Raw genomic sequence first — 22,820 nt, 5'->3', positions numbered from 1 at the left:
CTACCTCGTGGGACGTGGGATCGGCCGTATTGGCGCTGGGATTTTTTTCTCTTTAGGCTTCCTGATGTCGCGCATCATCCGCGAGAAGCGGCGCATCATGTAGGCATAGCGAACGGCAGACATAACGTCATCGTTCAGCTTCACTATTTTGCCGTTATCGTCGCGGTGATATAGCCGAAACTCGTCGAAAAACGGTTCGCAGGTATTGAACACGCGGAATTTGCCTTCCAGCATCAGATCGCGCAGTTCAACAAGCCCAGGCTCGACCGCGTTACCGCCGTCCGGCCAAGTGGCGTGGTCCTTCAGCATTCTGAAGCCCGCGTCACTGTATTGGACTTTCAGTTGCTCACCGCCGCCCTTCTCGTGCTGCAGGCCATCGTGTGGCCATGCCACAGGAATGTTGTTCGCCCAGGGTTTAACTGCGCTCCATGCTTCGATCGCAGTCTTTTCACTCTTCTTCCAGACCCGAGCAAGATAGAACACGTCCTCGTCCTTATCCCACCACAACTGCACATGTGCCTGCGGGTGGTTCCAGCCAAAGTCCTGCCCGTTGATAACATAGAAGTGATCAGGACATTCGAACGGTTGGCATTTGATGACCTCTTCAGGGATCTGGAAGATGCGGCCGCTGCCCATAGTTGGGATACCTTTCGAACGAGCGTCGCGCTCGTGCTCTGGGTACGACGCGATGATCCTTTCGCGCTCTTCATCCGAATAGTGCTCGGCGTCATGAATGGTCATGGTTATGACCTTTTGCGCTTTGCTCGGATTTTTAACAAACTTGGTGACGACTGCTGACATTCCCATCAATGGGGTAAATGTCAGCAGGGAGAACTGGCCGTATTTGTTGGTACGGGTCAGGCCTTCAGAGTAGATCGCGTACGGCGGCTCCTCGTCGAACCAGACGCCGTGCACCGTGTCCCCCTGCCAGCGCTGGCGCCCTTGCGAGTACGGTTTGAAGTAGCAGATAGACATACCATCTTCAACGCCATTTGGCGCGTGGTGGCGCACCAGCAGGTGATCGACCAGGTTCGGGTAGAACGGCGATTTCTTCCAGCTGATAATGTCTTCTTTCGGGATCAAGCCGTAGCCCGGCTCGTCGTTCTCTTCGATACGACCGCAAAGAATACGCTGGGTGGTTTTGGTGACGGTCTCGTTAGTCTCGCCACCGACCCAGAACACCACCGGCTCGTTGAACCGGCGGCCTTGCCAGTCACCATCGTAGGCGCCGTCATCGGGATAGCCTGCACCGCCCGGATAGCGCCCAGTGAGGTGGAAAGTAACCTCGGCGCCGCCGGTGTAGGATTTGCCCAACTGGTTACCAGCCATGAAACAGCGCTCGGTGTAATCGCCGCCAGCGTCCAAAAACTCGCGCTGCTTGGTATAGGGGCGGTATTCATAGAGCAGGTGCGTGCGGCGAAACTCGTCTTCCTCTTCCAACAATGCGAGCAGTTCGGCCTGCTCCTCGTCGGTCAGGTCGTCAAGGTCAATCGCTGCGTTTACCACGGTTGAGCAACTCCTTAATGCGCGACTGCCGCACCTCGCGATTAGCCGGCGGGGTGACATCCTCAGTCTCGAGCTTGTCTTTGAAAGCCTGCACGCTGATGTGTTTACCGATCAGCTCAAGGTTTCGAACCTTGTCAGGCCATTTTATTTTTTTAAGCAAGCCGACCATTTCGCGGTCTTCTCCGCGACCTTCAAACATTTCGGCCAGGTCAAAGCCGCTCAAATAGCGACGCCACGCCGCTGGCCAGTCGGTGATCGGCTTGATACTGCCATCGCTGTTAAAGATGTCTGCCGCGTCCATCTGGTCGATCTCCACCAGGCGCAGCAGCACGTAATTAGCATCGATGCCCAGCTGCGAAATGCGTTCGCGCTTAAGCTCATCGATACGTGCCAGGACTTCTGGTTCTTTCAGCATGCGCGGGCCGATGTTGCAGGCCGAACGGGCGCTATATCCTGCCCGCTCAGCCGCCGGTGCTGCCTTCAGATCGATGATGTATTCGCGGCAAAAAAGCTCTTTTTTGTCCCTGAGTTTTCCTGCCATGATTTATTCCTGTCTCGCTCGGCGCGAAAAATTACGCGCCCGCGGTAGTTGCGATGGAGATGTTGCCGGTGCCGTCGAAAGTCGCGGAACCGGTGACAGCGCCCGTCAGGGTGATCGTGCGCGCCGTCGCCAGTTTGGTAGCTGCGGCCGCTGTACCGTTGCCCGCCAACGCGGTGCTGGCAGTGGTGCCCAGCGCCAGGCTCGAAGTACCGGCGCCGATAGCGGTACGCGCTGCCGTTTGGTTGGCTGCGGTCAGCACCTGTCGGCCGACGGTTGTCGCGTCGGTGATATCCGCCGAGGTAACATCGCCACCGCCGCCCGGAGTGAACTGCGCTTCGAAGGTGGCTGCAGACATGAATACCAGTTGGCCGGTTGCGTCCTGCACCAAATAGCCGCCGACAGCAGGTTTCCAGTCGCGCATAAAGCTGTCGGTCACGGTTACCGCTGGGTATCCGCCCTCTGGCGTGATAGCGCCGTAGCCGTTGTCCTGCTGACGGATAGCGCTGATTTTCACAGCGTTAACCTGGGTGTTATTACCTGTAAAAATCGGCCATTTGTTGCTCATGCATCACCTCACTGGAAAAGCGGCAACGCGTCTTTCACGCCTTGGATCGCCTTAATCGTACGGGTCAACGGAGTTTGCTCAGCCTGTGCCAGCGCATACTGGCGGTTAAACAACTCCAGTTTTAGGGAGTCATCGGCGATGTAGTCGATCGCCTCCTGCGCCGCAGCAGTGTCGTTCTGTACCAGCGACAGGATGCTGAGGCGCAGTTTTTGCTGGTCGGTAAGTTCTGCCATTGGTGAGTCCTCGTGATTGGCGGGTTGTCATTATCGAAGCCCCTCAGTGAAGAGCTTCTGTAATGCGCGTTAGGCGTCGTGCAACTGCTGTTTGAGCAGGTAACCTTCCAACTGCCAAATTTTATTGCGCGCATTCTCTCGGGCGATCTTGCGGCCGATCTCTGGGTCGAAGTTCTCCGGGGAGGCGCAGGCAGATTCACCGGTTACGGTGAATCCGTTGGCCAGTTCCAGCACGCAAAACGTCAACAAGCAGAGGGACTCGGCCACCGGAATTGGGCTGTAACGCTCTGTCTTCTTGGCGTAATCGCCCTGCACACCGTCTGCGGCGGTGAAGTAATGTTCACCAACGATGATGCTTTCGATTCGTGCGGGGGTGACGCGCGGCGCGGTTTTACCCGCAGCCTGGATTGCTTGTTCAATGGCCTGTTCGGTCATGGGTTAGTCCTCGTAGGGGTTAGGCATACGTTGCGGATGTAATCCTGCAGGCCAGTTATTTGACTGCGGGCTGTTTCGATTCGCTCTCTGAGACGGAAATAATCCCGCTCAGCGGCGTCAGTAAGTCGGGGGCCGGTTGCATCAGCCACGCCGGTGGTGCCGGTGGTTGGGCATGTGGCGGATAGCTGCAGCTTGCGAGCGCCAGCGGCAACAAGGCGCTGCAGATCAGCAATCTGATTCTTGGCATCGTTCAGTTCCTTGGTCCGGTGCTCATCGATGTCGGCCACTGCACGTTGTGTGCTGTTCTGCCAGTCGAGTTGGCCAGTCAGTTGACTGTTGGCCGTTTGCAGTTTGTCCCGCTCGTGGCGCAGCGCCTGATTGCAGATAGCGAAATACGCCAGCAGGCCGAGCACCAGCGCCACAACAGCTACCTGCCAATGTGGTAGCGGCCATGTCATGCGAGCACCGCAATAGCGCGTTTGTAGCGCGTTTCGCGTTGGTCCAGTGCGTGCAGCGCCGGGTTGATGTGCCGGGTTGCCTCGCGGACATCGCTTGCGACCTGATTAATATTGCGGGAACGCCAATACCACCCCGCAGAACGCGCTGCGTTGACGTCAGCCATCAGCAATTCAGGACTGGCTACCAGGTCTAGGCCCAGCGCTTTACCGCATGCTTTGTGGTTGTCGAGGAAGGTGATCTGGATCAGGCCGTGGCCGCGGAACTTCCAGCCGTCACCGGGTAGCTTGTTGCCGTAGCGCCCCTGGTAGACGAGGTTAGCGATCGCCTCCTGTCGCGCCGGGTGGTCCGCAGTGCGACCGAGCATTGAAGCCTGGTCACGGCTGATGCGGCTGCCGAAGGTTGCCCGCAGCGCTGCTGGCGTATAGTCGAAGGACTCCGCCAGGCGCTTGAAGCCGAGCGACTCGTGGCCTGTCTGCGCGATGAACATCGCCTGTTGTACCGGTGTTGTGATGCCGAACTCGGTCATAGCGGCAATGATGGGCTTGAACCAGCGCGCAGCCAGTTCGGCGCTGATATCAGCCGCCTGTTGGAATTGGTCTTGTGTCATGGTGATTACGCCTGCGGTTTGCTGTTGTCGTCGCTGACGCCGAAGCGCTGGTTCAGCACGCGGATCAGAACGCCGCGCACCTTCTCAACACCGATGAAGCCGATAGCGCCACCCAGTGCTATGGTCGCCGCCGGCGGTAAGCCAATGAGCCCCATGCATGATGCTGCGGTCAGGGTCAGCGCACCGCATAGCGCGCCCTCGAGCAGCATTTGACGCCAGCCGCCGCCAGTGTAGGCAACGCGCAGAATGGTAATCATGATCGACATAAGCACACCCCCGATAGGCGTTTCTCCACGCCACCAGGATTGCAGCAGCTCGATCCAGTCGGGCCAGTTATGTGGATTGCTTGGCATCTTCATATCCTTTCCCCTGCCGGCTGTGTCGGCGTTGGGTGTAGAGGCACTGGAACGGCGTCATGTCCTGAAACAGGATCTCTATGCCCAGCTTCTCCGCCAGGGCGAATTCAGCGCGGGCGCCCTCACTGCTACGCCAACCATCCAGCAAGTAAATCGCGTCAGCGCGCTGCAGCATGGCGATGCACACGCACATATAGTCCACCTCAGAAAGCCCATCAGGCAGCACCGCAGGGTTTAACGCTACGTGCCCCGCAGCCGCGATATCTTTCGCCGCCGCAAAGAAAGCCGGGCGGTTGAATCCAGGTAGGCCCGTCATCGGCCCTGCGATGTAAGTTTTCATGTAGGGGTTCCAGAAACGAAAAAGCCCCGGCGGTTAGCCAGGGCTGCGAGTAGGTATTCTCAATGCGGAGCGCCATCCACCAAGGGAACCGACATCCACCCCCTACGGTGTTTAGGGAACCAGTGATTTATCGGATGGCGCTTTGCATTGAAAATTGTCGTTTTTGAGGACTTTTTAACATAATGACCGTTTCGCGCACCGCGCCGATCGCCCCGAGTTGAAATGTCACCCTAATGCGGTGTTTCCTGCAATCTTCTCGCCGATGTGGCGCAAATCGGACTGCATAAACCGTGCATAAAACAGGGTGCATTTTGCATAGCCCTTTTTATGGCTGAAACGGTTGTTTCTGGCAGTTTTCCCTTATCGGACGCCAGAAATGACAAAGCCCCGCCGAAGCGGGGCCATGTTTCACGAGGCCGGTGTGCGTATACAACTCTTGCACGCTACAGGTATAGCATAGGTTTCCGTGTACACAAAGAAAATCTTATTCGCACACTTCCGGGTCCATATCCAACGGAATGCAGAGCATTGCCAGCCCCCCTTCCAGAAATGCCTCAGTCGAATACAGCGAGCGCCGCACCGCGTTGAGGTCCATGCTCAGTGCGACTGCAATCTGGCGCAGCGGTAGACCGCCGATGTAGCGCAGCCCAAGCACCAGCACGTCTTCCCTGTCGCGCAGCTTTTTGAAGCGACTAACACAGCCGTCGATCATCAGCCCGTCGTCATCACTGCACGTCTTGCCACCGCCGAGTACAGCCTGCCCTGGGGTTACAGACATTGCGGGCCAGTCCACCGACGTGCATTTTTCTTCACTGACCGCCCAGCGGCCCCATCGCTCTAAAACTTCTTGCATATTTCTGCGCATTCGTCGTGACCTCATCAAACTTAATCTTTTTTGCAATCTCGCCCGCCGCACTGTGCCGGTTGGTATGGCAACGCGCCGCGAACTGCTATTTGTCCGTTGTAACTTGCGAAAAATTACAAGTTCACTGCTGCAACCACCTGAAACCACCTGCAACCACCCTTTTCGATCCTTTTCCCTGAAAGCCCTTATATATATAAATGGGGTTTTTAGTAGAAAGGTGGTTGCAGTGGTTGCAGTGGTTGCGAAGCCCGTCAGCCTTGAGCTATAAGCTGCAACCACCTCCACTTTACGGTGGTTGCAGGTGGTTGCTAAAGCGCCCAGACCTTGCACCCTTTGCCGTCCACGCGTCGATAAACTCGTTTGTAGCCGCAATTTTGCAAAACATTACTTATTCGCATTTCTTCGCGCTTTCCGATATTGCGCGGGTCCAGCCCGATGGCATCCCGCAAAACGTCAGCTGCACGTAAAAAATCGCGTGTTCGCGGCACCTCTTCGGTGAGGCTGTCAGGAGCATCGAGCCAGTTCTCAACGATTTCGAGCCACGCATCCTTAATGGTGTGCTGCTCGTGCTCACCTGCCGCCAGTGTCTCCGCATCGTGGAATTGGACGCCGCCAAGGCGTTTAAACACCTCTCTCCCCTCCGCCCACAGCTGCAGGACATCCTTTTTAAGCTGATCGACCGCCACTTTACCGACGCGCAGCGGCAGCCACCGGCGGTTACCGGTATCGTCCGCGAGGAACTCGTCCTGGTTGGTGGTACCAATGAACACCAAGCGGCGCGGGAACTGCGTGGCGAACTCGCGATATTTAGGGATCCAGTTCTCGTGCGTGCGGGTGATGAAGGCCTTGATGGATTCCAGCTCTTTGGAGTGCAGGCCGCGCAACTCCCCTATTTCGGCCACGAGACGCCCGCGCATCTTGCGTGCCAGGTCGTCATCTTTCTCCGCGAACGATATCTCGGTGAAGAACGACGGGTCCGGGGACAGCGCCGCCACACCGGTGGATTTACCGCAGCCCTGCGGCCCGACGAGGATAGGCACCATGTCTGCCTTGCAGCCTGGCGACAGCACCCTGCCGGCCAGCGCCGTCCAAGTGTAAAGGGATACCGCGCGGCAATAGGCGGACGGCTCAACGCCGAAGTAATGCTGGAAGAAGGTATCGATGCGCGGCACGCCGTCCCACTTCAGTGACTCGAGCCAGGTCATTGCGCTGTCGAACGGCTGCTCGTCGGCTGCCAGCATCACCACATCGCGGATCAGCTCCTTACCCACCGCCTCGAAGCTGCGGCGCTCCAGGGTGATGCGCAGGCGCGAATAGTCAGCGTCGGCGAATGACTGCCACTGGTCGCTGCTCTCGGGTGCGAACATGATTTCGTCGCGGAACTGGTCAAAGCGGATCTGCAGGCCGCAGAAGTCTGGCCGCATCACCGCCTTGGCGGCGTTGTCGATGGTGGCCTTTATCTGCCCTGTCTTTTCGTTGCGGATAAATGCCGGCAACGGTGGCTTCTCTGTCGGCGCGACTGGAACCACGTCGAAATCGTTATCGCGGATGCCTATCGCGTTGAGGTAGTCGCCGTCGTTGCGGTGCGCGCAGCTGGCGTGCAGGCAGCGGAAATGCCCCTGCTCAAACCCGCCGGTACCCGCGGGGAAATAAGCCGTTGCGGTGTTGTCGTTACTCACACTGCTGTGGCCATCTTCGAACGGACAGCGGATGTACCGTTCGCCAGCGGTTCCCCACTCCAGCGTCCAGTCGTTGGCGTCGAGGTAATCAGCCGTCTCGTCTGTGGCGGCAGCATCGCGCCCACTGCGGTCACGCGCCCGCCCTTCTTTCTCGATGACGGTCTCACCAACACCGAATACGGTTTCGAGCATGCACCACACGGCCTCGAAATCGTCAGCGCTCAGCACCGGGATATCATCCGGCAGACCGCCTTCCCACTCGTAGCGGGATCCGCTCGGGTGCGTACCCAGCGCCACGAACTGCTGCCCGGTGGCCAGGAACTCAATGTTGCCGGCCTCGGTGCGCAAGATGCGTTTCGACATCTGTCCTTCGAGCTGGAACGCCAGCAGGAATTTCGGGCTGTTGTCGCGCATGCGCTTCGGCAACGGGCCAATCATGCTGGTGACTGCGTTGAGGACAGCCTCAGCGACAACCGGGTCGGACACGTCCACATCCAGCGCGCGAACGGTGCGTGTCTGCAACAGGATGCCGTAATCGGGCTGTTTCGCCCAACGGCCGACATCGTCGTCGGTGCTGGTGCGCGCGGTCCAGTCTTTCAGGCCGGCAACCATGCCCTGCCCGTTATAATGGCTCGGCGTTTTGCCGGTGGTCTTCAACTTACTGGTAGGCGAGATCTGCGCATCAGGGCGCGACACCACCGGCAGCAGATCAGGGGTCAGGTCCAGCACAAACGAAAAGTGAAACCAGTCGTCAGGCTCGGCGCCCCAATTTTGTTGTTTTGGCATGGGCTACGCCTTATCGTTATCTACTTGTTTCGCGTGGAAATCCTCAAGAGCCCGAATGGTAGACATTCTCGGGTCCTTGTGGATTCCAGATAACAAACGAGACAGAATGCTTTGTCGCACGCCTGTATGTTCTTGGATCTGCATTTGGGTGAAACCCGCGTCGATCAGCGCTTTAACTATTTCTTGGGGTGTTTTGTGTGCCATGTGAGGCTCCTCTTTGATTGCCTAACTATACGAAACCGTATAAATAAAGCAATACGAAATAGGAAAAATGGATCTGATAAAATATCCGTTAGCGTATAGTTGGCGCGATTTTTAAACATAAGGCGCGATACCAATGAATAACGAAACCGATATTTTAGAAAGAAACATCAAGCACTTAATGAACAAGGCAGGAATTTCTAACACCACCGAGCTTTCCAGACGTTTGCGGATGAATCAGCCCACCCTTCACAGACTGCTGTCAGGTGAAGTGAAAGACCCTAAATATGGGGTACTAAAGCAGATAGCTGACTTCTTTAAGATCGAGGTGAAGGACCTAGCAGAAACCGACATGGCCTCGGGTTGCGAATATTCCACCGCTGACACCATAGACCTGGCGTTCGCAAGAGTACCCGTGGTAGGCGGAGCGCAGTTAGGAGAAGGTGTTGTGTGGGCGGACTTACAATATCCAGTTGGTCAAGGCGATGGTTTTCTCCGCTGGCCCACCAAAGATCCGAACGCGTATGCATTACGTTGTGCGGGCGATTCAATGACCCCTCGCATAAAAGAAGGTGAATTTGTAGTAGTTGAACCAAGCCACGGTTACAGTCCGGGCGATGAAGTTTTACTGGTCACGGATAAGGAGGAAGCTATGGTTAAAACCTTCCTCTATACCCGGGACGGATACGTGCACCTTTCTTCAATTAATGAAGCCCATCCCCCTATAAAGCTGGAAGTTCCTAAAATTGCAAAAATTCACTACGTTGCTGGCGTAGCGAAATCGGCGCTCTGGACGCAAGACTGACCGCCATATTCAAACCTATAAAAATCAATACCGTATAGTTCGCCACCTTTAAGGTGGCTTTTTTGTTTGCAAATAAATACAAAAACGGATTGCAAGGTCATCCGTTAATGTATATAAATACGTAAACGCATAAACATGGCGTTAACCACATAGTCGAACGGCGCGACTTTAAACCATGCGTCGGAACCGCGGCGGGGCAAGGAGCCGGCAATGCGGGGCAAAGTGAACTTATAAAGCGTCCTGCTGGGCGCTTCATTAAGACCACTGAGGAGAAACACGATGAAATTTGGAAAGACTAATACCAACCCCTCCGTTGATAGCGGGAAATCCCAAAGCGTTACGATCGGCGACATCACTATTTCACCGTTTAGTGATGGGGTTCTGTGGATGGAGTCTGAATCTGCCGGGGATGCTATGTCAGTAAGTGAAGAGAAACTGGCTGCAGCACTCGAGCATTTTTATAACAACAATTTCTGATCTCTAAACCAACAGGATCACCCAATGAAATCCCTACATTTCAACCATTCAGGTGTTAGCGGCTGCGCTGAAGTGTCTGGCGCCACCGTGTTCGTGCGCTACGCCGGCGCCGGTTTCCACCTGTCGGCCGCCAAAGACGGCCTACGCAAAAAGATCATGGCCGAGCTGGCGAAAGCCGGCCTGCTGCCGAAAACAATCCACTCTTGAGGTTACGCAATGTTCACGAAAGAAGAACGGCGCTTACGATCGCACAGTCATCAAAAATGTAAATGCGGGTGCGGAAATACCGCCACACACAATAGCGACTACTGCACGGGCCACGAACCCCAGGAATGCCTCCACGATAATTCGGTGATGCTTGTTGATTGGGAAGGGAACCCCCGAAACATTATCCGCTGTTTAGACTGCGGTGAAGAGAACTACCTATAACCCCCTGAATCATCTATTGCTGTGTGTAGTCTTTGCCCGCTTCGTGCGGGCTTTTTCCTATCTGAAAGCGCATCCGACTAACCGCTACGTTACCTCTGGCGGCGGGTGCGTTCCCAGATAGCAAAAGGAGCCTACCCCATGAATTCCTTAATACGTATGCAACACCGTCACCGTGTGACTGGTGCGGATTTCCACACCCCGAAAACTGGCGGCCTGCTGTATCCGGCAGCGCTGCTTTTACTGACAACTTTCATTCTCCTTGTAGCGAGGTAACCCATGAGCCTGGAATCGAATCTCGAGTTAAACAACCAACTGGTCGCGCAACAGAACGACCTGCTGACCCAACTACTGGCGGCAATGGCTGGCGGCAAAACCTTTACCGCTGACACTCCGCACCAACCGAAAGCCGAAAGCAAGACGGGAACCGCGGGTAAAGAAGCACGCAAAGGCCCCTTCTACGCCAAGCACAACGGCACCGAAATCGCCTTTATGGCTGACACGTGGGACGACTTCGAGAAGGCGAACGCCGACTCCCCTTACGATGGCATCACAGAAATCACCAAGGTCGAATTCCTGCAGTTGAAAGAGCACAGCGCTAAAACGGTAATCAAACCCATTACCCTGGAAGAGCAACCCCTTCCGGTTGCCGTAGCGTTGGCAGTGATCTACGGCGCTAAGCCTGCCATTTCGCTGACACCCGAAATGATGGAGCATGCCGTCAACATCACCGAAACAGAAGACGGCAAAGAACGCGACGCGCAGATCGACGCGCTGACGATGGCGCTAAAAGGTGTTGACCGTGCCAAGAAGCTGCACGGTTCGGGTGTGTTCGACCTCGCGCTTCAACTTGCCGAGCATTGGGACGCGCTGCCAGGCATCACTGAGCGACGCGCCTATGCCGAGCTGCTGCTCGACACTCCGAAAGAGAAGCGCGCCGATGTGAAGCCAGCCAAGCCTAAAGCGACAGGCAAAGGTAAAGCGACGGCTACCGAGACAGTCACCACTTCCGACGACTCAGTCCCAGATGCAGCGGCACTGCTGGAACAGGGCAAGCAGTTGATCATCCAGAAAATCGCACCAAAAGCCCCGGCAGACCTGCGCAAAACGCTGGACTTGTTCGGCCTGAAAAAACTCACCGATTGCCCTGCAGAAAAACTGCCAGACGTTGTGGTGGCGCTGGAGCAATTGGCCGAATCCCTGGAGGCGTGATCCATGCCCGAGCAACATGCACGACTCAGCCCATCAGGGGCTGAAAAATGGATGAACTGCGCCGGTAGTCTGGCGATGGAGGCCGGGCTCGTTGATGAAGGTTCAGAGTTTGCGCTGGAAGGCACCGCAGCGCACGCGCTGGCTGAGTGTGTCCTGCGCAATCGCCTCGATCCTACGCTTGCGGGTATCGAACTCAATGGCGGCCAGATGGCGGCTGACTACATTGGCACCTATCCACTGGCGAAAGGTGAAAGCGACGCCGGGCCGCAGGTCACCGACGACATGGCCGACTTCGTACAGCGCTACATCGATACGGTCTGGGCGCTGGCCGACGGCAACAGCCTGCTGGTTGAGCAGCGTGTCGACTTCTCCGACGTGGTCGGCGTACCGGGCCAGTTCGGCACTGCCGACGCCGTCATTATCACCCCCACTGAGCTGCAGGTGCATGACCTGAAGTTCGGCCGTGGCGTGAAGGTGGATGCGGAGAATAACAAGCAGCTGCAGCTATATGCGCTCGGTGCACTGGAGCAGTTCGGCATGCTGCAGGACTTCGAAACCGTCCGGATGTTCATTCACCAACCACGGATCGGCAACGAATCGGAATGGGCGGTAAGCGTCGATGAGCTGCGCGCATTCGGCGAACTGGCGCGCGAGGCGGCGGCCGTGGCCATCGTCACGGCGAACATTGCCGAGTGCGAAGGCATCGACACTCTACCGGCTGACGTCTTCAACCCGGGTGAAAAACAATGCCGGTGGTGCAAAGCAGCCGGGGGGCGATGCAAAGCTGAGGCTCAGCATCACCTCGATTCAATGGCGGGCGATTTCGTCGACATGACTAAACCTCTGGCGCCGCAGTTGGCCACCGCCGGGCAGCGCGTCGCAGTGCTAACACCGGAAGAACTGGCAGCGCTCTACCAGCAGGTGGATGCGATCGAGGGCTTCTGCAAAGGCGTGCGCGGTCGGGTTAACAGCGAATTGACCGCTGGGCATACCGTGCCGGGCTTCAAACTGGTGGAAGGCAAGCAAGGCAACCGCGCATGGGGTGACGAAGAGACCGCACGCGCGCTGTTAAAAGACACCTTCCGCTACAAAAACGAGGAGGTGTTCGACTTCAAGCTGATTAGCCCGACCAAGGCCGAGAAGCTTATCAAGAAAGCCAGTCCTCGCCGCTGGCCTAAGGTTGAAGCCCTGATCACCCGCGCTGAAGGAAAACCTTCTGTCGCTCCCGAATCTGATCCGCGCCCTGCGCTGGTCATCAATCACGAAAACGATTTTGAAAACGTGGAAGCCGTCGAGGCAGCCGCGGAATTTATCTGAGGAGAACACCCTATGAAAGTAAAACTGAATAACGTCCGCCTGGCCTTCCCTGCACTGTTCGAACCAAAAGCTGTTAACGGTGAAGGTGATCCGCGCTTCTCCGCTGCGTTCATCTTCGACCCTAAACACCCCGCAGTTGCCGAGATCGAGAAAGCCATCGAAACAGTGGCGAAGGAAAAATGGGGTGCCAAGGCCGACGGCGTGCTGAAAACGCTGCGCTCTACCCTGAAAGTCTGCCTGCACGACGGCGACGAAAAAGCCGAATACGAAGGCTATCCGGGTAACAAATTTGTGTCCGCATCCAATAAGGCTCGCCCGCGCGTAGTTGACCGCGATAACTCTATCCTGGTGCAGGCCGACGGTCGCCCTTACGCCGGTTGCTACGTTAACGCCGTGCTGGACATCTGGGCACAGGACAACAACTTCGGTAAGCGCATCAACGCCTCGCTGGGCGGCGTGCAGTTCCTGCGAGACGGCGACGCCTTCGCGGGTGGCGGCGTGGCCAGTGAAGACGACTTCGACAGCATCGAAGAAGGCACCGACGCAGGCGAATTCGTTTAACCCCACACTCTCCCGGCTGCCCGCCGGGGGCGGAGTTCTCCCGAATGCGATTTTACTTATCAGTATTGCTGATCGCGGCAATGACCGTGGCCGTCTATGGCTTCGCGGTCCCGTCGCTGATATCAGCGCGTTTCTCCTTTGCTGTGCTGCTCGGTTTTGCGCTCGGCGCCCTATTCCCTGTCGTGGTTGCATTTCTGACCTACCGACTTTTATACCTCCCCATCACAAGGAAATTTAAGCGATGAAGAAAATCATTATGGCGGCTGTGCTGGCGCTGTCCGCTATGGCCTTAACTGGTTGCGAGCGCGCCACCGTCCCGGCCGGCTATGTCGGCGTAAAGGTTGACCTGTATGGCGACACCAAAGGCGTACAGCAGCAGGAAGTTGGCGTCGGCAAATACTGGCTGACCTGGAACGAAGAAATTTACCAGTTTCCGACCTTCAACCAGCTGCACGTCTACGAGCAGCCGTTTAATTTCCAGACCAAGGACTCGATGAGCGTGTCGGCCAAGGTCGGCGTCGAGTATTACGTCGACCAGACCAAGGTCTCGAAGGTGTTCCAGACCTACCGCAAAGGGGTTGAAGAGATCACCAGCGTCAACATCAGGCAGAACATCGCCGACGCATTGATCAAAGACTCCGGCACGATGGACATCAGCACACTGGCAGGTGAAGGCCGAACCATGTTGTTGGACAACGTGACCAAGGCCGTCAAAGCCAAGCTGGATCCGATCGGCATCGTCATTGTGAAGCTGAGCTGGACCGACGACCTGAAGTATCCGCAACAGGTCACCGACTCCATTAACGCCAAGATCGAAGCCACGCAGAAAACGCTACTGCGCGAGAACGAGATCGCCCAGACCAAAGCCGAAGCGCAGAAAGCCATTGAGGCAGCGCGCGGCGAGGCGGATTCCAACGTCCTGCGTGCCAAAGCAGAAGCGGAAGCGATCACCGTGAAGGCCAAGGCGGAAGCCGACGCGATTGCCCTGCGCGCGGAAGCGCTGCGCAAAAACCCCGAAGTTCTGCAATTGGAAGCTATCGGCAAGTGGAACGGCACCCTGCCGCAATACATGACCAGCGGTGCCAGCACCCCATTCGTTCAAGTCAAATAACCTACCGCCCGGTCTCCCGCCGGGTGTTTTCATCGTCTTTATAAAGTGAGGCTTCAGGGAAAGCGCGGGAATCACCTACAGGCCCCTCAATAAACTCGCAAATGACATCGTAAAAAGGACCGAATGGCAGCTGCGTTTCCCTGTAGCGAAGCACCCGTAACCTAGGACCGATGCCTTTTGCGCGAACGATATCGCCATTTTTAAATTTTTTAGCGCCCATAAGAAACAACTCCTTTTAAAAATTTGCAAAAGGTTCTAACACCGCTCGAGAAATAACTCAACCAATTGCCAATTTTTAAAATGCTTTGACAGGAATATAAAATGCAAAGACTCTGGCTCGACCTCGAAACCTTCTGCGAAACCCCGATAAAAAACGGCACCCACGCCTACGCTGAAGGCGTCGAGATCATGCTGTTCGCCTGGGCAATCGACGACGGCCCCGTTAGTGTGCACGACTTCACCGAAGACCTGCGCCTACCGGCGCAACTGCTCGCTGCCCTCGGCAATGAGAACGTGCTGATCTACGCACACAACAGTCATTTCGACCGTACCATGCTGCGCCATGCGCTGCGACGACTGCTACCTGGCATCGTGGCGGGTGACGTAGAGCGCTGGCGCGACACAATGGTGAAGGCGCTGGCGCACGGCCTTCCAGGCGCGCTGGGTGCATTGTGCGAAGTGCTCAACGTAGACACCGACAAGGCGAAGGATAAAGCGGGTAAGCAGCTGATCCAGCTGTTTTGCAAACCACGGCCGAAGAACAGCAAACTGCGCCGCGCAACGCCAAAATCACATCCAGCGGAATGGCAGCGCTTCGTTGAGTACGCCGGTCTCGATATCCACGCCATGCGCGCCGTCGACGCCAAACTGCCGAACTGGAACTATCAGGGCGCCGAGCTGGCTCTGTGGCATCGCGATCAGCAGATTAACGACCGCGGTGTGTGCATGGATGTAGAGCTGGCGGAAGCCGCCATCACCGCCGTGGGCGATGAACAGTTGTTGCTGGCTAAGCGCACACAGGAAATGACCGACGGCGAAGTGCAGGCGGCAACGCAGCGCGACGCCATGCTGAAACACATCCTTGAGGCTTTCGGCGTTGAACTGCCAGACATGCAGAAAAGCACGCTCGAGCGTCGCATCAACGACCCCGACCTACCCGCGCCGTTGCGCGAACTGCTGACCATACGCCTGGCGGCCTGTACGACCAGCACCAGCAAATATAAAGCGCTGATGAAGGGTGTCAGCAGTGACGGCCGGCTGCGCGGAACGCTTCAATTCTGTGGTGCCAGCCGAACCGGGCGCTGGGCCGGTCGTCTCTTCCAGCCGCAAAACCTCCCTCGCCCGACGATGAAGCAGGAACAAATCGATCAGGGCATCGAGGCGCTGAAACTGGGTGTCGCCGATCTGGTGTTTGAAAACATCATGGAATTGACCAGCTCCGCGCTGCGTGGCTGCATCATGGCGCCACCAAGCAAAAAGCTGGTTGTCAGTGATCTATCGAACATTGAGGGCCGGTTCCTGGCATGGCTGGCCGGTGAAGAGTGGAAGCTGCAGGCGTTCCGAGATTACGACAACATCATCGGCACCGACGAGAACGGCGAACCGATTCGCGCAGGCCACGACTTGTATAAGCTGGCCTACGCACGTGCCTTCAACATGACGCCCGAGGAAGTCGACAAGGCCATGCGCCAGATCGGCAAGGTGATGGAACTGGGGCTGGGTTTTGGCGGCGGTGTGGCGGCGTTCGTGACGTTCGCGCTGGTCTACGGGCTTGATTTGGAAGACCTGGCCGACGCTGCGCTGCCGAGCATCCCGATTGCTATTCAGCGAGAAGCGAGCAGTTGGTGGCAGGCGTCGGTTAAGCAGAAAAAAACCTATGGCCTGTCCGAACGAGTGTTTATCACCTGCGACTCTCTGAAACGCTTATGGCGCAATGCGCACCCCGAAACAGTCAGTCTGTGGTCCGAACTGGAGAATGCGGTGCGCCGCGCGATTGCGCAGCCGGGTACACAGTTCAACTGTCGGCGGCTGAAGGTTCGCAAAGATGGCTCGTGGCTGCGCATCGCCCTACCGTCCGGCCGTGTCGTCTGCTACCCAGGGGCCGCAATCGTCAAAGGCGAAATCACCTACATGGGTGTGAACCCGTATTCGCGCAAATGGCAGCGCCTCAAAACCTACGGCGGGAAACTGGTGGAAAACGTTACCCAGGCCGGTGCCCGTGATGTACTGGCCGGCAACATGCCAGCAGTCGAAGCGCGAGGCTACGAGATCGTGCTGACCGTGCACGATGAGGTGATCACCGAGGCACCGGACGAGGATTTCTACTTCCACGATCAGCTAAGCCGGTTGCTCGCCACCAACCCCACATGGGCGCCAGACCTACCGTTAAACGCAGGCGGGTTCGAAGCCTACCACTACAGGAAGGATTAACACGATGACATATGTCCGAGAATCGACAATCGAACGACACTTGGTGGCAAAGGTTAAAGCCGCCGGCGGGACCGCATATAAATTCACCTCTCCCGGCCGCCGGGGCGTGCCTGATCGCCTGGTGTTATTACCCGGCGGCCGGGCTGTATTCGTTGAATGCAAAGCACCTGGCGAACAGCCGCGGCCCGATCAAGTGCGCGAGCACAACCGGCTGCGAACACTTGGTTTCGACGTGGTGGTTTTGGACAATAAAAATTTGGAGGACATTTTGTGAAAAAATCGGATGAACACTTGCAGTTTAAGCTACGCCTCCCCCGCAACCTTGCGGAGGAGTTGAAACGGGCAGCTGAAAAAAATATGCGCACAATCAACGCAGAAATACTGTTTAGACTTACGGAAACATCTAACTAGTTTTCGTCATCTTCATTATTGTGTTTTAATTTCTGTGCCTCAAGTTCATCCGCGGTTAACAAACCGTTAATAAACTTGACCATAGCCTCTTGAAGTGCCTTATTTTTAGTCGCCATTTCTCTGCGATTCAGGTCTATTATGTTGATGAGGGCCCCGAGCTCCGTGTTAGGTAATAAAGTATCCTTCCCCTCAACAACTCTAGTTTTCCATAAATTAGGGTATTTGTTCTTCAGGTCGATAACCGCATCGTACATATCGCCCTGAAAACTTTGTTGAAGCCGATGTGTAATCTCGGCATTCATTGACCTTTTGTTTTCAGTAGCAGAGTTTTCTAACATTTCCTTCAACTCTTCTGAAACTCTGATCTTCATTTGGTGATCTGTTCGACTCATAACGCTACGTATGCCTCTCGGGTATTTCACGTAAGTATGCACCACCGTGGTGTTGACATCAATAAACCACCGTGGTTTACTTGCCTCGAAGAGTAAACCACGGTGGTTTATTTTGTCGGGGAAAATGCTATGGCGATCAAGATTACGCAGCTACATCACCTTGATATATTTGGATATATAGCAAATATGCTGGAGACAGCGAGGCTTCTTAGCTCGCTAGAAACAGGTAACCAGCTTGCATTTGAGCTTATTGAATTTGCACAGAAAGCCGCACAGGAGGCAGCACATGCAGACGAGTAGTTTTGAAATGAAAAACGCATCGGTAGCGTCAACTACCAATGCGTCGATAAATATTCCCGCCAAAGGAAATTTAACAATGAATACTTTAGCAAACTATCATGCACCTGTCATCGCCGGTGTTGAGATCGCAACTGACAGCGAAGGGCGCTTTAATCTTAACGCCCTGCACAAGGCCAGCGGCTTAGGCACAAACAAAGCCCCTGCACAGTGGCTGCGTACGCAGGCAGCACAGGATTTAGTACAAGAACTAACCGATATGCAAATCTGCACATCGCCTCTCCAGAGCAGCAAAGGCGGTTTGTCTCAAGGCACTTTCGCCCACGAGCTGCTGGCTGTGTCCTATGCAGGTTGGATCAGCCCACCGTTTCAGTTGCAGGTGAACCAAAAGTTCATTGATTACCGCACCGGTAGGCTGGCAGCGCCGACCATTGACCCAATGACCGCGCTCAACGACCCGGCAACTATGCGTGGCCTGCTGCTCGGATATACCGAGAAGGTGCTCACGCTGGAAAACCAGGTGCAGGGCATGAAACCGGATGTTGATGCCCTGCATCGCATTGCAAAATCTGATGGCGGCACGTGTATTAGCACCGCGGCCAAAGATCTGCAAATCCGCCCGAAAGACCTCTTTGCGTACCTAAGTGCCAACGGATGGATTTACCGCCGCGCCGGTGGGAAGAGCTGGCTTGCATACCAGAGTAAAATCCAATCCGGTCTGCTCGAGCACAAAGTCACAGTAGTCACCCGGGGGGATGGTTCGGAGAAGACCGTAGAGCAGGTGTTAGTCACTCCTAAAGGGTTAGCCAAACTATCTCAACTTCTGACCCAGCAAGCGGCTTAATACCGAGGCCCCGCCAATTCGGGGGGGCTTATTTTGATAGGACTACACCTATGAAAAACACTATTCAAGACCTCATGAATCACCAGTTTGCCATGCTGGAAACCGTTACCGACCCAAACATTAAAGGCGAAGTTTTGCAGGAAGAGTTGGCTCGCGCTAAAGCCGTCGTCGAGATCTGCGGCACGATGGTGAATACCTATCGCATAGCACTGGATGCTCAGAAAGCTGTATATGAGGGTTATGCAGGCAGCGTTCCTAAAGTTATGGGGATTGAGAAATGAAAGCCTTTACCGACATTCAAATATTATGGTTGAAAGAAAATTGCAGCGGGCATACATACAAAGAAATAACTGAAGCACTAAATTATAAATTCGGCTGCAATTTTGAAACAGTAGCAGTGCTACACAAGATTAAAGCGCTAGGCTTAGGCAACACTATGGTATTAGAGCGGCGTTATACTGAAGAACAATTAAGTTTCCTTTATGCAAACAAACATCGAACCTACCCTGAAATTACCGAAAGATTTAATGAGGTTTTTTCAGAAGATAAAAACATTGCCGCAATAAGAACCGCAATGAAGGTTCGGGGGTGGGGTAAATTCGGCACACCTCCAACCAAGAACCGCCGAATTCTAATAGACAAAAAATCAGTGCGTTTAGACGTTTATATTTGGGAATGTGTAAATGGTCCCCTGCCACCAGGGTACACGGTTATTCATCTTGATAACGATGATGACAATAACCAAATCGACAATTTAAAACTTGCCCCCCATATAACTAAAGCATCTTACGTAAGGGCAGGCTACGCAGATGCGCCGAAGGCGCTGGCACCAGCCCTTTACGTACAAACAATGCTACGCAGTGCAATAAACCAACGAACCAAAAAAGGGGCGAAGCGCCCTACAGCCTGAGGTGCCGATGTCCAAGATATTCATCCCCCGCCCTTACCAAAACCTCATTATCGATCACGCGCTTCAGGTGCCCCGCTCTAACGTCTGGGCCGGGATGGGTATGGGCAAAACAGTTGGCACGCTCAGCAGCCTAGAGGCACTTTACTGCTCCGGTGAAGAGACGCAGCCAACGCTGGTTCTGGCGCCGCTGCGCGTGGCGGCCAGCACTTGGCCGGATGAGGTCGCTAAATGGGACCACCTGCGCAACATAGAAATGCAACCAATCGTCGGCACCGCCAAAGAACGCGCCGCAGCACTGCTGAACAGCAACGCCAGCGTGTTCACCACCAACTACGACAATCTGGTGTGGCTGGTTGAGCAGTTCGGCGGCCGTTGGCCATTCGGCACGGTGATAGCCGACGAAAGCACCCGGCTGAAATCGTTCCGCCTGCGGCAAGGTGGGAAGCGCGCCGCGGCGCTGGCCAAGGTGGCGCACAAGCACGTGCACCGCTGGGTGAATCTCACCGGTACGCCAGCGCCGAACGGGTTAATAGACTTGTGGGGGCAGGCGTGGTTCGTTGACCGCGGTGATCGGCTGGGCCGCACCTTCGGTGCGTTTACCTCACGTTGGTTCAACAGCATTCAGTTCCCTGGGCAACAGTGGTCAAAGCTGGAACCGTGGCCGCATGCGCAGGAGCAGATGCAGGCTGCACTCGCCGACGTGACGATCTCCCTGGACGCCGCCGATTGGTTCGACATCGACGAGCCCATCCATAACGTAATCCGCGTGGAATTACCGCCGAAAGCGCGCCAGCAATACCAGGACATGGAAAAGGAAATGTTCCTCGAGCTGAACGGCAGTGACATCGAGGCGCTGAATGCGGCCGCCAAAACAGTGAAGTGTTTGCAGATAGCCAGCGGTGCTATTTACACCGACGACGCAGGCAACTGGGCAGAGGTACACGACGGCAAGCTGCAGGCGCTGGACAGCATCCTGGCCGAAGCAGGCGGTATGCCGGTATTGGTCGCCTACCACTGGAAACACGACCTGCAGCGGCTGCAAAAAGCTTTCCCTAAGGGCCGCCAGCTCGATGCAGACCCGCAGACGATCCGCGACTGGAACACCGGAAAAATACCGGTGCTATTCGCGCACCCTGCCAGCGCCGGCCACGGTCTTAACCTGCAAGACGGCGGCAACATTCTGGTGTTCTTCTCCCACTGGTGGGACCTGGAGCAGTACCAGCAAATTATTGAACGCATCGGGCCAACGCGCCAGGCGCAAGCCGGCCACAACCGCCCGGTATGGATACACCACATTATCGCCGCCGACACCACCGACGAAATGGTGATGGAACGGCGCAATTCAAAACGTGAAGTGCAGGACATCCTGCTCGAAGCCATGAAAAAGAGGGGGCTATCATGACACCAGCTATTTCCGACACGGATATGATTACACTTAAAGAAGTTGAACGCGCCGTCGGGCATAAAAAAACGTTTATCTACGACCGTATCAGTAAAGGCGAATTTCCAGCGCCAAAGAAATTAGGCACAAGAACCTCACGATGGTTACGCGGCGAGATCGAGGCTTGGAAGAAACAATTTATTTAAACTCCCTTCAACTGATCAACGTAGTCCGAATACCACTGCACCATTTCTCTACGCCCTTCCAAATACAGGGCATGGTTATAAACTCCGCGTATTTTATTTTTATCGACATGGGCTATTTGTATCTCAACCCAATCAGGGTTAAAACCCTGATCGTTCAGTATTGTGCTGAACGTGTGCCGGAAACCATGCCCTACTACCCTTCCTTTATACCCAATAGCATGGATCATTTTGTTTATCGTGTTCTCGCACATTACCCGCGTTGGGTTAACGCGCCCGGGGAACATATTCTCAAACCTACCGGTCAGCGCATATAACTCTTTCAGCAAAGTAATTAACTGCTTGGAAAGCGGGATAAGATGCGGACGGCCCATCTTCATAAACTCTGCGGGGATCTCCCACAGTGCGTTATCAAAATCCACCCAGTCCCATCTGGAATATCTCAACTCACGGGTTCTCATGCCTGCAAGCATCATTATTTTAATGCCTAGCTTGGGAAGCGGAGAACCAAGATAGCCATCTACTGCGCTCAAAAATTCGGGCAGTTCTTCGGCTTCCAGGAAAGGGAACGATACCCCTTTATGTCCTTTCATTGCCTTTCTCAGCTCACTCACCGGGTTATACTTCGCCCTGCCGGTTGCAACTGCATAGCCGAACACCTCTCCACACCACCGACGAGTTTTTGAGGCTTTCTCGGTAGCCCCACGATTTTCAATAACTCGCAAAGCTGTCAACATCTGAACCGGTTCTATTTCGGAAACAGGTAACCTACCGACAGCCGGGTAGATATCTTTCTCAAATGCTTCAAGAATATCCTCAGCGTAGACGGCGGACCAACCAGGCTTTTTAAACTCATGCCATTCATTGGCGATCTCTTTGAACGTGGTCGCCTTTGTCGCCGCACCTCGGTTTTTTACAATTACAGGGTCCTCCCCTGCAGCTACACTGCGTCTGGCCTCGTCGCGCTTATCGCGCGCAACAGATAGAGAAACCGCAGGGTAAACACCTATCGCGAGCATCTTCTCCCTGCCGGCGAACGTATACCTGAATCGCCAATATTTAGCACCGGAGGTTTTAACCAGCAGAAACAGCCCGTTTCCATCAGGCATCTTGTAATCTTTATCTTTTGGCTTTGCTGTATCAACTTGCCGTGCGTTCAGTTTCATCAGGTACCCGTTTACGATTTTTTGTACCCGGATATGTACCCGTTTTTAACGCGGATTGCAACGGAGAAAGCCGAACCCATGCGGACAATGACTATCAGTAATGGCGGGATTTACAGGGTTCTCGCGGACGAGGAAGGACGTTAAAGGAAGAAAGTTTGGCGCGCTATGCAGGACTCGAACCCGCGTCTATCAATTTTGTAGCCAAAATAAGCATTTTAAAACCAATCACTCTGCCAACTGAGTTAATAGCGCATTCCTTCGCTTCGGGACTTTATTATCCATATTGATACTAAGGATTCAACAA

At 55.1% G+C, this 22,820-nt stretch carries 31 protein-coding genes and 1 tRNA gene; 16 read left to right on the top strand and 16 right to left on the bottom strand.

Translation table 11 applies throughout. The features are described from left to right. From M495_RS08765 to M495_RS08710, 12 genes are all read right to left on the bottom strand, one after another. Positions 1–1,506, bottom strand: a complete 1,506-nt coding sequence (locus tag M495_RS08765; RefSeq protein WP_020826283.1) for a terminase large subunit domain-containing protein — start codon at positions 1,504–1,506, stop codon at positions 1–3. Beyond that, a complete protein-coding gene (locus tag M495_RS08760; protein WP_020826282.1) occupies positions 1,487–2,047 on the bottom strand; it encodes a terminase small subunit in 561 nt (186 codons plus the stop codon). Before M495_RS08760 ends, M495_RS08765 begins: the two co-directional genes overlap by 20 nt. A gap of 31 nt (positions 2,048–2,078) precedes the next feature. Then, complete coding sequence (locus M495_RS08755; protein WP_020826281.1) at positions 2,079–2,612, bottom strand: hypothetical protein; 534 nt, start codon at positions 2,610–2,612, stop codon at positions 2,079–2,081. Between the two features lie 8 nt (positions 2,613–2,620). Beyond that, positions 2,621–2,845, bottom strand: a complete 225-nt coding sequence (locus M495_RS08750; RefSeq protein ID WP_020826280.1) for a DUF2560 family protein — start codon at positions 2,843–2,845, stop codon at positions 2,621–2,623. A gap of 69 nt (positions 2,846–2,914) precedes the next feature. Continuing rightward, complete coding sequence (locus M495_RS08745; protein ID WP_020826279.1) at positions 2,915–3,280, bottom strand: Gp49 family protein; 366 nt, start codon at positions 3,278–3,280, stop codon at positions 2,915–2,917. Further along, positions 3,277–3,738 carry a lysis protein gene (locus M495_RS08740; RefSeq protein WP_041414420.1) on the bottom strand — a complete coding sequence of 154 codons (462 nt, stop codon included), beginning with the start codon at positions 3,736–3,738 and terminating at the stop codon, positions 3,277–3,279. Before M495_RS08740 ends, M495_RS08745 begins: the two co-directional genes overlap by 4 nt. Then, the gene (locus tag M495_RS08735; protein WP_020826277.1) at positions 3,735–4,346 is read right to left on the bottom strand and encodes a glycoside hydrolase family 19 protein; all 612 of its coding nucleotides are present in this window, start codon (positions 4,344–4,346) and stop codon (positions 3,735–3,737) included. The genes M495_RS08740 and M495_RS08735 overlap by 4 nt, the downstream gene beginning before the upstream one ends. A 5-nt stretch (positions 4,347–4,351) precedes the next feature. After that, positions 4,352–4,705 (bottom strand): phage holin, lambda family, encoded by a 354-nt coding sequence (locus tag M495_RS08730; RefSeq protein ID WP_041414418.1) that lies wholly within the window; start codon positions 4,703–4,705, stop codon positions 4,352–4,354. Next, complete coding sequence (locus M495_RS08725; RefSeq protein ID WP_020826275.1) at positions 4,680–5,042, bottom strand: DUF4406 domain-containing protein; 363 nt, start codon at positions 5,040–5,042, stop codon at positions 4,680–4,682. The genes M495_RS08730 and M495_RS08725 overlap by 26 nt, the downstream gene beginning before the upstream one ends. A 484-nt stretch (positions 5,043–5,526) precedes the next feature. Continuing rightward, the gene (locus M495_RS08720) at positions 5,527–5,895 is read right to left on the bottom strand and encodes an antiterminator Q family protein (protein WP_020826274.1); all 369 of its coding nucleotides are present in this window, start codon (positions 5,893–5,895) and stop codon (positions 5,527–5,529) included. Positions 5,896–6,215: 320 nt separating this feature from the next. Continuing rightward, on the bottom strand, positions 6,216–8,372 hold the full coding sequence (locus M495_RS08715; protein WP_020826273.1) for a VapE domain-containing protein: 2,157 nt from the start codon (positions 8,370–8,372) through the stop codon (positions 6,216–6,218). A 3-nt stretch (positions 8,373–8,375) separates the two neighbouring features. Next, positions 8,376–8,576: a helix-turn-helix transcriptional regulator gene (locus tag M495_RS08710; RefSeq protein ID WP_020826272.1), complete on the bottom strand. Its 201-nt coding sequence runs from the start codon at positions 8,574–8,576 to the stop codon at positions 8,376–8,378. A 133-nt stretch (positions 8,577–8,709) separates the two neighbouring features. Between M495_RS08710 and M495_RS08705 the strand changes: the two genes are divergently transcribed. From M495_RS08705 to M495_RS08670, 7 genes are all read left to right on the top strand, one after another. Beyond that, positions 8,710–9,378: a S24 family peptidase gene (locus M495_RS08705; protein ID WP_020826271.1), complete on the top strand. Its 669-nt coding sequence runs from the start codon at positions 8,710–8,712 to the stop codon at positions 9,376–9,378. A 279-nt stretch (positions 9,379–9,657) separates the two neighbouring features. After that, on the top strand, positions 9,658–9,855 hold the full coding sequence (locus tag M495_RS08700) for a hypothetical protein (RefSeq protein WP_020826270.1): 198 nt from the start codon (positions 9,658–9,660) through the stop codon (positions 9,853–9,855). Between the two features lie 24 nt (positions 9,856–9,879). Then, positions 9,880–10,062 carry a hypothetical protein gene (locus tag M495_RS08695; RefSeq protein WP_020826269.1) on the top strand — a complete coding sequence of 61 codons (183 nt, stop codon included), beginning with the start codon at positions 9,880–9,882 and terminating at the stop codon, positions 10,060–10,062. A 498-nt stretch (positions 10,063–10,560) separates the two neighbouring features. Then, positions 10,561–11,493 carry a hypothetical protein gene (locus tag M495_RS08690; protein ID WP_020826268.1) on the top strand — a complete coding sequence of 311 codons (933 nt, stop codon included), beginning with the start codon at positions 10,561–10,563 and terminating at the stop codon, positions 11,491–11,493. A 3-nt stretch (positions 11,494–11,496) separates the two neighbouring features. Next, positions 11,497–12,810 carry a DUF2800 domain-containing protein gene (locus M495_RS08685; RefSeq protein WP_020826267.1) on the top strand — a complete coding sequence of 438 codons (1,314 nt, stop codon included), beginning with the start codon at positions 11,497–11,499 and terminating at the stop codon, positions 12,808–12,810. Between the two features lie 12 nt (positions 12,811–12,822). Next, positions 12,823–13,371, top strand: a complete 549-nt coding sequence (locus M495_RS08680) for a DUF2815 family protein (RefSeq protein WP_020826266.1) — start codon at positions 12,823–12,825, stop codon at positions 13,369–13,371. A gap of 241 nt (positions 13,372–13,612) precedes the next feature. Continuing rightward, a complete protein-coding gene (locus tag M495_RS08670; protein ID WP_020826264.1) occupies positions 13,613–14,482 on the top strand; it encodes an SPFH domain-containing protein in 870 nt (289 codons plus the stop codon). Position 14,483: 1 nt separating this feature from the next. On the opposite strand, the gene M495_RS08665 is transcribed toward M495_RS08670, so the two are convergent. Then, positions 14,484–14,702, bottom strand: a complete 219-nt coding sequence (locus M495_RS08665) for a hypothetical protein (protein WP_020826263.1) — start codon at positions 14,700–14,702, stop codon at positions 14,484–14,486. Positions 14,703–14,803: 101 nt separating this feature from the next. On the opposite strand from M495_RS08665, the gene M495_RS08660 reads away from it, so the two are divergent. The 3 genes from M495_RS08660 to M495_RS26200 are packed head-to-tail and all read left to right on the top strand — an operon-like array spanning position 14,804 to position 17,323. Next, complete coding sequence (locus M495_RS08660; RefSeq protein ID WP_020826262.1) at positions 14,804–16,912, top strand: bifunctional 3'-5' exonuclease/DNA polymerase family protein; 2,109 nt, start codon at positions 14,804–14,806, stop codon at positions 16,910–16,912. 4 nt (positions 16,913–16,916) lie between these two features. After that, entirely contained in the window at positions 16,917–17,186 is a 270-nt protein-coding gene (locus M495_RS08655) for a PDDEXK family nuclease (RefSeq protein ID WP_020826261.1), read from the top strand. Next, the gene (locus M495_RS26200; RefSeq protein WP_020826260.1) at positions 17,183–17,323 is read left to right on the top strand and encodes an Arc family DNA-binding protein; all 141 of its coding nucleotides are present in this window, start codon (positions 17,183–17,185) and stop codon (positions 17,321–17,323) included. The genes M495_RS08655 and M495_RS26200 overlap by 4 nt, the downstream gene beginning before the upstream one ends. Here M495_RS26200 and M495_RS08650 read toward each other — a convergent pair. Beyond that, a complete protein-coding gene (locus M495_RS08650) occupies positions 17,320–17,715 on the bottom strand; it encodes an Arc family DNA-binding protein (protein ID WP_041414414.1) in 396 nt (131 codons plus the stop codon). The two genes, M495_RS26200 and M495_RS08650, sit on opposite strands and share 4 nt — an antisense overlap. A gap of 129 nt (positions 17,716–17,844) precedes the next feature. Here M495_RS08650 and M495_RS25770 point away from each other — a divergent pair, with 129 nt between their 5' ends. From M495_RS25770 to M495_RS08625, 6 genes are read left to right on the top strand one after another with little or no spacing between them, the layout of a single operon-like run. After that, entirely contained in the window at positions 17,845–18,015 is a 171-nt protein-coding gene (locus M495_RS25770; RefSeq protein WP_020826258.1) for a hypothetical protein, read from the top strand. After that, a complete protein-coding gene (locus tag M495_RS08645) occupies positions 18,002–18,856 on the top strand; it encodes a phage antirepressor KilAC domain-containing protein (protein WP_020826257.1) in 855 nt (284 codons plus the stop codon). The genes M495_RS25770 and M495_RS08645 overlap by 14 nt, the downstream gene beginning before the upstream one ends. 50 nt (positions 18,857–18,906) lie before the next feature. Continuing rightward, positions 18,907–19,137 (top strand): hypothetical protein, encoded by a 231-nt coding sequence (locus M495_RS08640; protein WP_020826256.1) that lies wholly within the window; start codon positions 18,907–18,909, stop codon positions 19,135–19,137. Next, positions 19,134–19,766 carry an HNH endonuclease gene (locus M495_RS08635; RefSeq protein ID WP_020826255.1) on the top strand — a complete coding sequence of 211 codons (633 nt, stop codon included), beginning with the start codon at positions 19,134–19,136 and terminating at the stop codon, positions 19,764–19,766. The genes M495_RS08640 and M495_RS08635 overlap by 4 nt, the downstream gene beginning before the upstream one ends. A gap of 7 nt (positions 19,767–19,773) precedes the next feature. After that, complete coding sequence (locus M495_RS08630) at positions 19,774–21,168, top strand: DEAD/DEAH box helicase (RefSeq protein WP_020826254.1); 1,395 nt, start codon at positions 19,774–19,776, stop codon at positions 21,166–21,168. Continuing rightward, positions 21,165–21,353 carry a helix-turn-helix transcriptional regulator gene (locus M495_RS08625; RefSeq protein ID WP_020826253.1) on the top strand — a complete coding sequence of 63 codons (189 nt, stop codon included), beginning with the start codon at positions 21,165–21,167 and terminating at the stop codon, positions 21,351–21,353. Before M495_RS08630 ends, M495_RS08625 begins: the two co-directional genes overlap by 4 nt. Here the strand turns inward: M495_RS08625 and M495_RS08620 are convergent. Together M495_RS08620 and M495_RS25720 are read right to left on the bottom strand one after the other, a co-directional pair. Continuing rightward, a complete protein-coding gene (locus M495_RS08620; protein WP_020826252.1) occupies positions 21,350–22,516 on the bottom strand; it encodes a tyrosine-type recombinase/integrase in 1,167 nt (388 codons plus the stop codon). The genes M495_RS08625 and M495_RS08620 overlap by 4 nt on opposite strands. 156 nt (positions 22,517–22,672) lie before the next feature. Continuing rightward, positions 22,673–22,768: transfer RNA gene (locus tag M495_RS25720), tRNA-OTHER, on the bottom strand. Between the last annotated feature and the right edge of the window lie 52 nt (positions 22,769–22,820).

Source organism: Serratia liquefaciens ATCC 27592, from assembly GCF_000422085.1.
In the GTDB taxonomy this organism is placed as follows: domain Bacteria; phylum Pseudomonadota; class Gammaproteobacteria; order Enterobacterales; family Enterobacteriaceae; genus Serratia; species Serratia liquefaciens.
This window is presented reverse-complemented; position numbering and strand designations above follow the sequence as displayed.

Excerpts from the sequence above, each read along its gene's own strand:
- M495_RS08655 (WP_020826261.1), top strand. The coding sequence starts at position 16,917 with ATGACATATGTCCGAGAATCGACAATCGAACGACACTTGGTGGCAAAG.
- M495_RS08685 (WP_020826267.1), top strand. The coding sequence starts at position 11,497 with ATGCCCGAGCAACATGCACGACTCAGCCCATCAGGGGCTGAAAAATGG.
- M495_RS08665 (WP_020826263.1), bottom strand. The coding sequence starts at position 14,702 with ATGGGCGCTAAAAAATTTAAAAATGGCGATATCGTTCGCGCAAAAGGC.
- M495_RS08730 (WP_041414418.1), bottom strand. The coding sequence starts at position 4,705 with ATGAAGATGCCAAGCAATCCACATAACTGGCCCGACTGGATCGAGCTG.
- M495_RS08750 (WP_020826280.1), bottom strand. The coding sequence starts at position 2,845 with ATGGCAGAACTTACCGACCAGCAAAAACTGCGCCTCAGCATCCTGTCG.
- M495_RS08755 (WP_020826281.1), bottom strand. The coding sequence starts at position 2,612 with ATGAGCAACAAATGGCCGATTTTTACAGGTAATAACACCCAGGTTAAC.
- M495_RS08760 (WP_020826282.1), bottom strand. The coding sequence starts at position 2,047 with ATGGCAGGAAAACTCAGGGACAAAAAAGAGCTTTTTTGCCGCGAATAC.
- M495_RS08735 (WP_020826277.1), bottom strand. The coding sequence starts at position 4,346 with ATGACACAAGACCAATTCCAACAGGCGGCTGATATCAGCGCCGAACTG.
- M495_RS08640 (WP_020826256.1), top strand. The coding sequence starts at position 18,907 with ATGAAAAACACTATTCAAGACCTCATGAATCACCAGTTTGCCATGCTG.
- M495_RS08720 (WP_020826274.1), bottom strand. The coding sequence starts at position 5,895 with ATGCAAGAAGTTTTAGAGCGATGGGGCCGCTGGGCGGTCAGTGAAGAA.
- M495_RS08725 (WP_020826275.1), bottom strand. The coding sequence starts at position 5,042 with ATGAAAACTTACATCGCAGGGCCGATGACGGGCCTACCTGGATTCAAC.
- M495_RS08630 (WP_020826254.1), top strand. The coding sequence starts at position 19,774 with ATGTCCAAGATATTCATCCCCCGCCCTTACCAAAACCTCATTATCGAT.
- M495_RS08660 (WP_020826262.1), top strand. The coding sequence starts at position 14,804 with ATGCAAAGACTCTGGCTCGACCTCGAAACCTTCTGCGAAACCCCGATA.
- M495_RS08745 (WP_020826279.1), bottom strand. The coding sequence starts at position 3,280 with ATGACCGAACAGGCCATTGAACAAGCAATCCAGGCTGCGGGTAAAACC.
- M495_RS08645 (WP_020826257.1), top strand. The coding sequence starts at position 18,002 with ATGCAGACGAGTAGTTTTGAAATGAAAAACGCATCGGTAGCGTCAACT.
- M495_RS08625 (WP_020826253.1), top strand. The coding sequence starts at position 21,165 with ATGACACCAGCTATTTCCGACACGGATATGATTACACTTAAAGAAGTT.
- M495_RS08650 (WP_041414414.1), bottom strand. The coding sequence starts at position 17,715 with ATGAGTCGAACAGATCACCAAATGAAGATCAGAGTTTCAGAAGAGTTG.
- M495_RS25770 (WP_020826258.1), top strand. The coding sequence starts at position 17,845 with ATGGCGATCAAGATTACGCAGCTACATCACCTTGATATATTTGGATAT.
- M495_RS08700 (WP_020826270.1), top strand. The coding sequence starts at position 9,658 with ATGAAATTTGGAAAGACTAATACCAACCCCTCCGTTGATAGCGGGAAA.
- M495_RS08680 (WP_020826266.1), top strand. The coding sequence starts at position 12,823 with ATGAAAGTAAAACTGAATAACGTCCGCCTGGCCTTCCCTGCACTGTTC.
- M495_RS08715 (WP_020826273.1), bottom strand. The coding sequence starts at position 8,372 with ATGCCAAAACAACAAAATTGGGGCGCCGAGCCTGACGACTGGTTTCAC.
- M495_RS08620 (WP_020826252.1), bottom strand. The coding sequence starts at position 22,516 with ATGAAACTGAACGCACGGCAAGTTGATACAGCAAAGCCAAAAGATAAA.
- M495_RS08690 (WP_020826268.1), top strand. The coding sequence starts at position 10,561 with ATGAGCCTGGAATCGAATCTCGAGTTAAACAACCAACTGGTCGCGCAA.
- M495_RS08705 (WP_020826271.1), top strand. The coding sequence starts at position 8,710 with ATGAATAACGAAACCGATATTTTAGAAAGAAACATCAAGCACTTAATG.
- M495_RS08710 (WP_020826272.1), bottom strand. The coding sequence starts at position 8,576 with ATGGCACACAAAACACCCCAAGAAATAGTTAAAGCGCTGATCGACGCG.
- M495_RS08695 (WP_020826269.1), top strand. The coding sequence starts at position 9,880 with ATGAAATCCCTACATTTCAACCATTCAGGTGTTAGCGGCTGCGCTGAA.
- M495_RS08670 (WP_020826264.1), top strand. The coding sequence starts at position 13,613 with ATGAAGAAAATCATTATGGCGGCTGTGCTGGCGCTGTCCGCTATGGCC.
- M495_RS08635 (WP_020826255.1), top strand. The coding sequence starts at position 19,134 with ATGAAAGCCTTTACCGACATTCAAATATTATGGTTGAAAGAAAATTGC.
- M495_RS08740 (WP_041414420.1), bottom strand. The coding sequence starts at position 3,738 with ATGACATGGCCGCTACCACATTGGCAGGTAGCTGTTGTGGCGCTGGTG.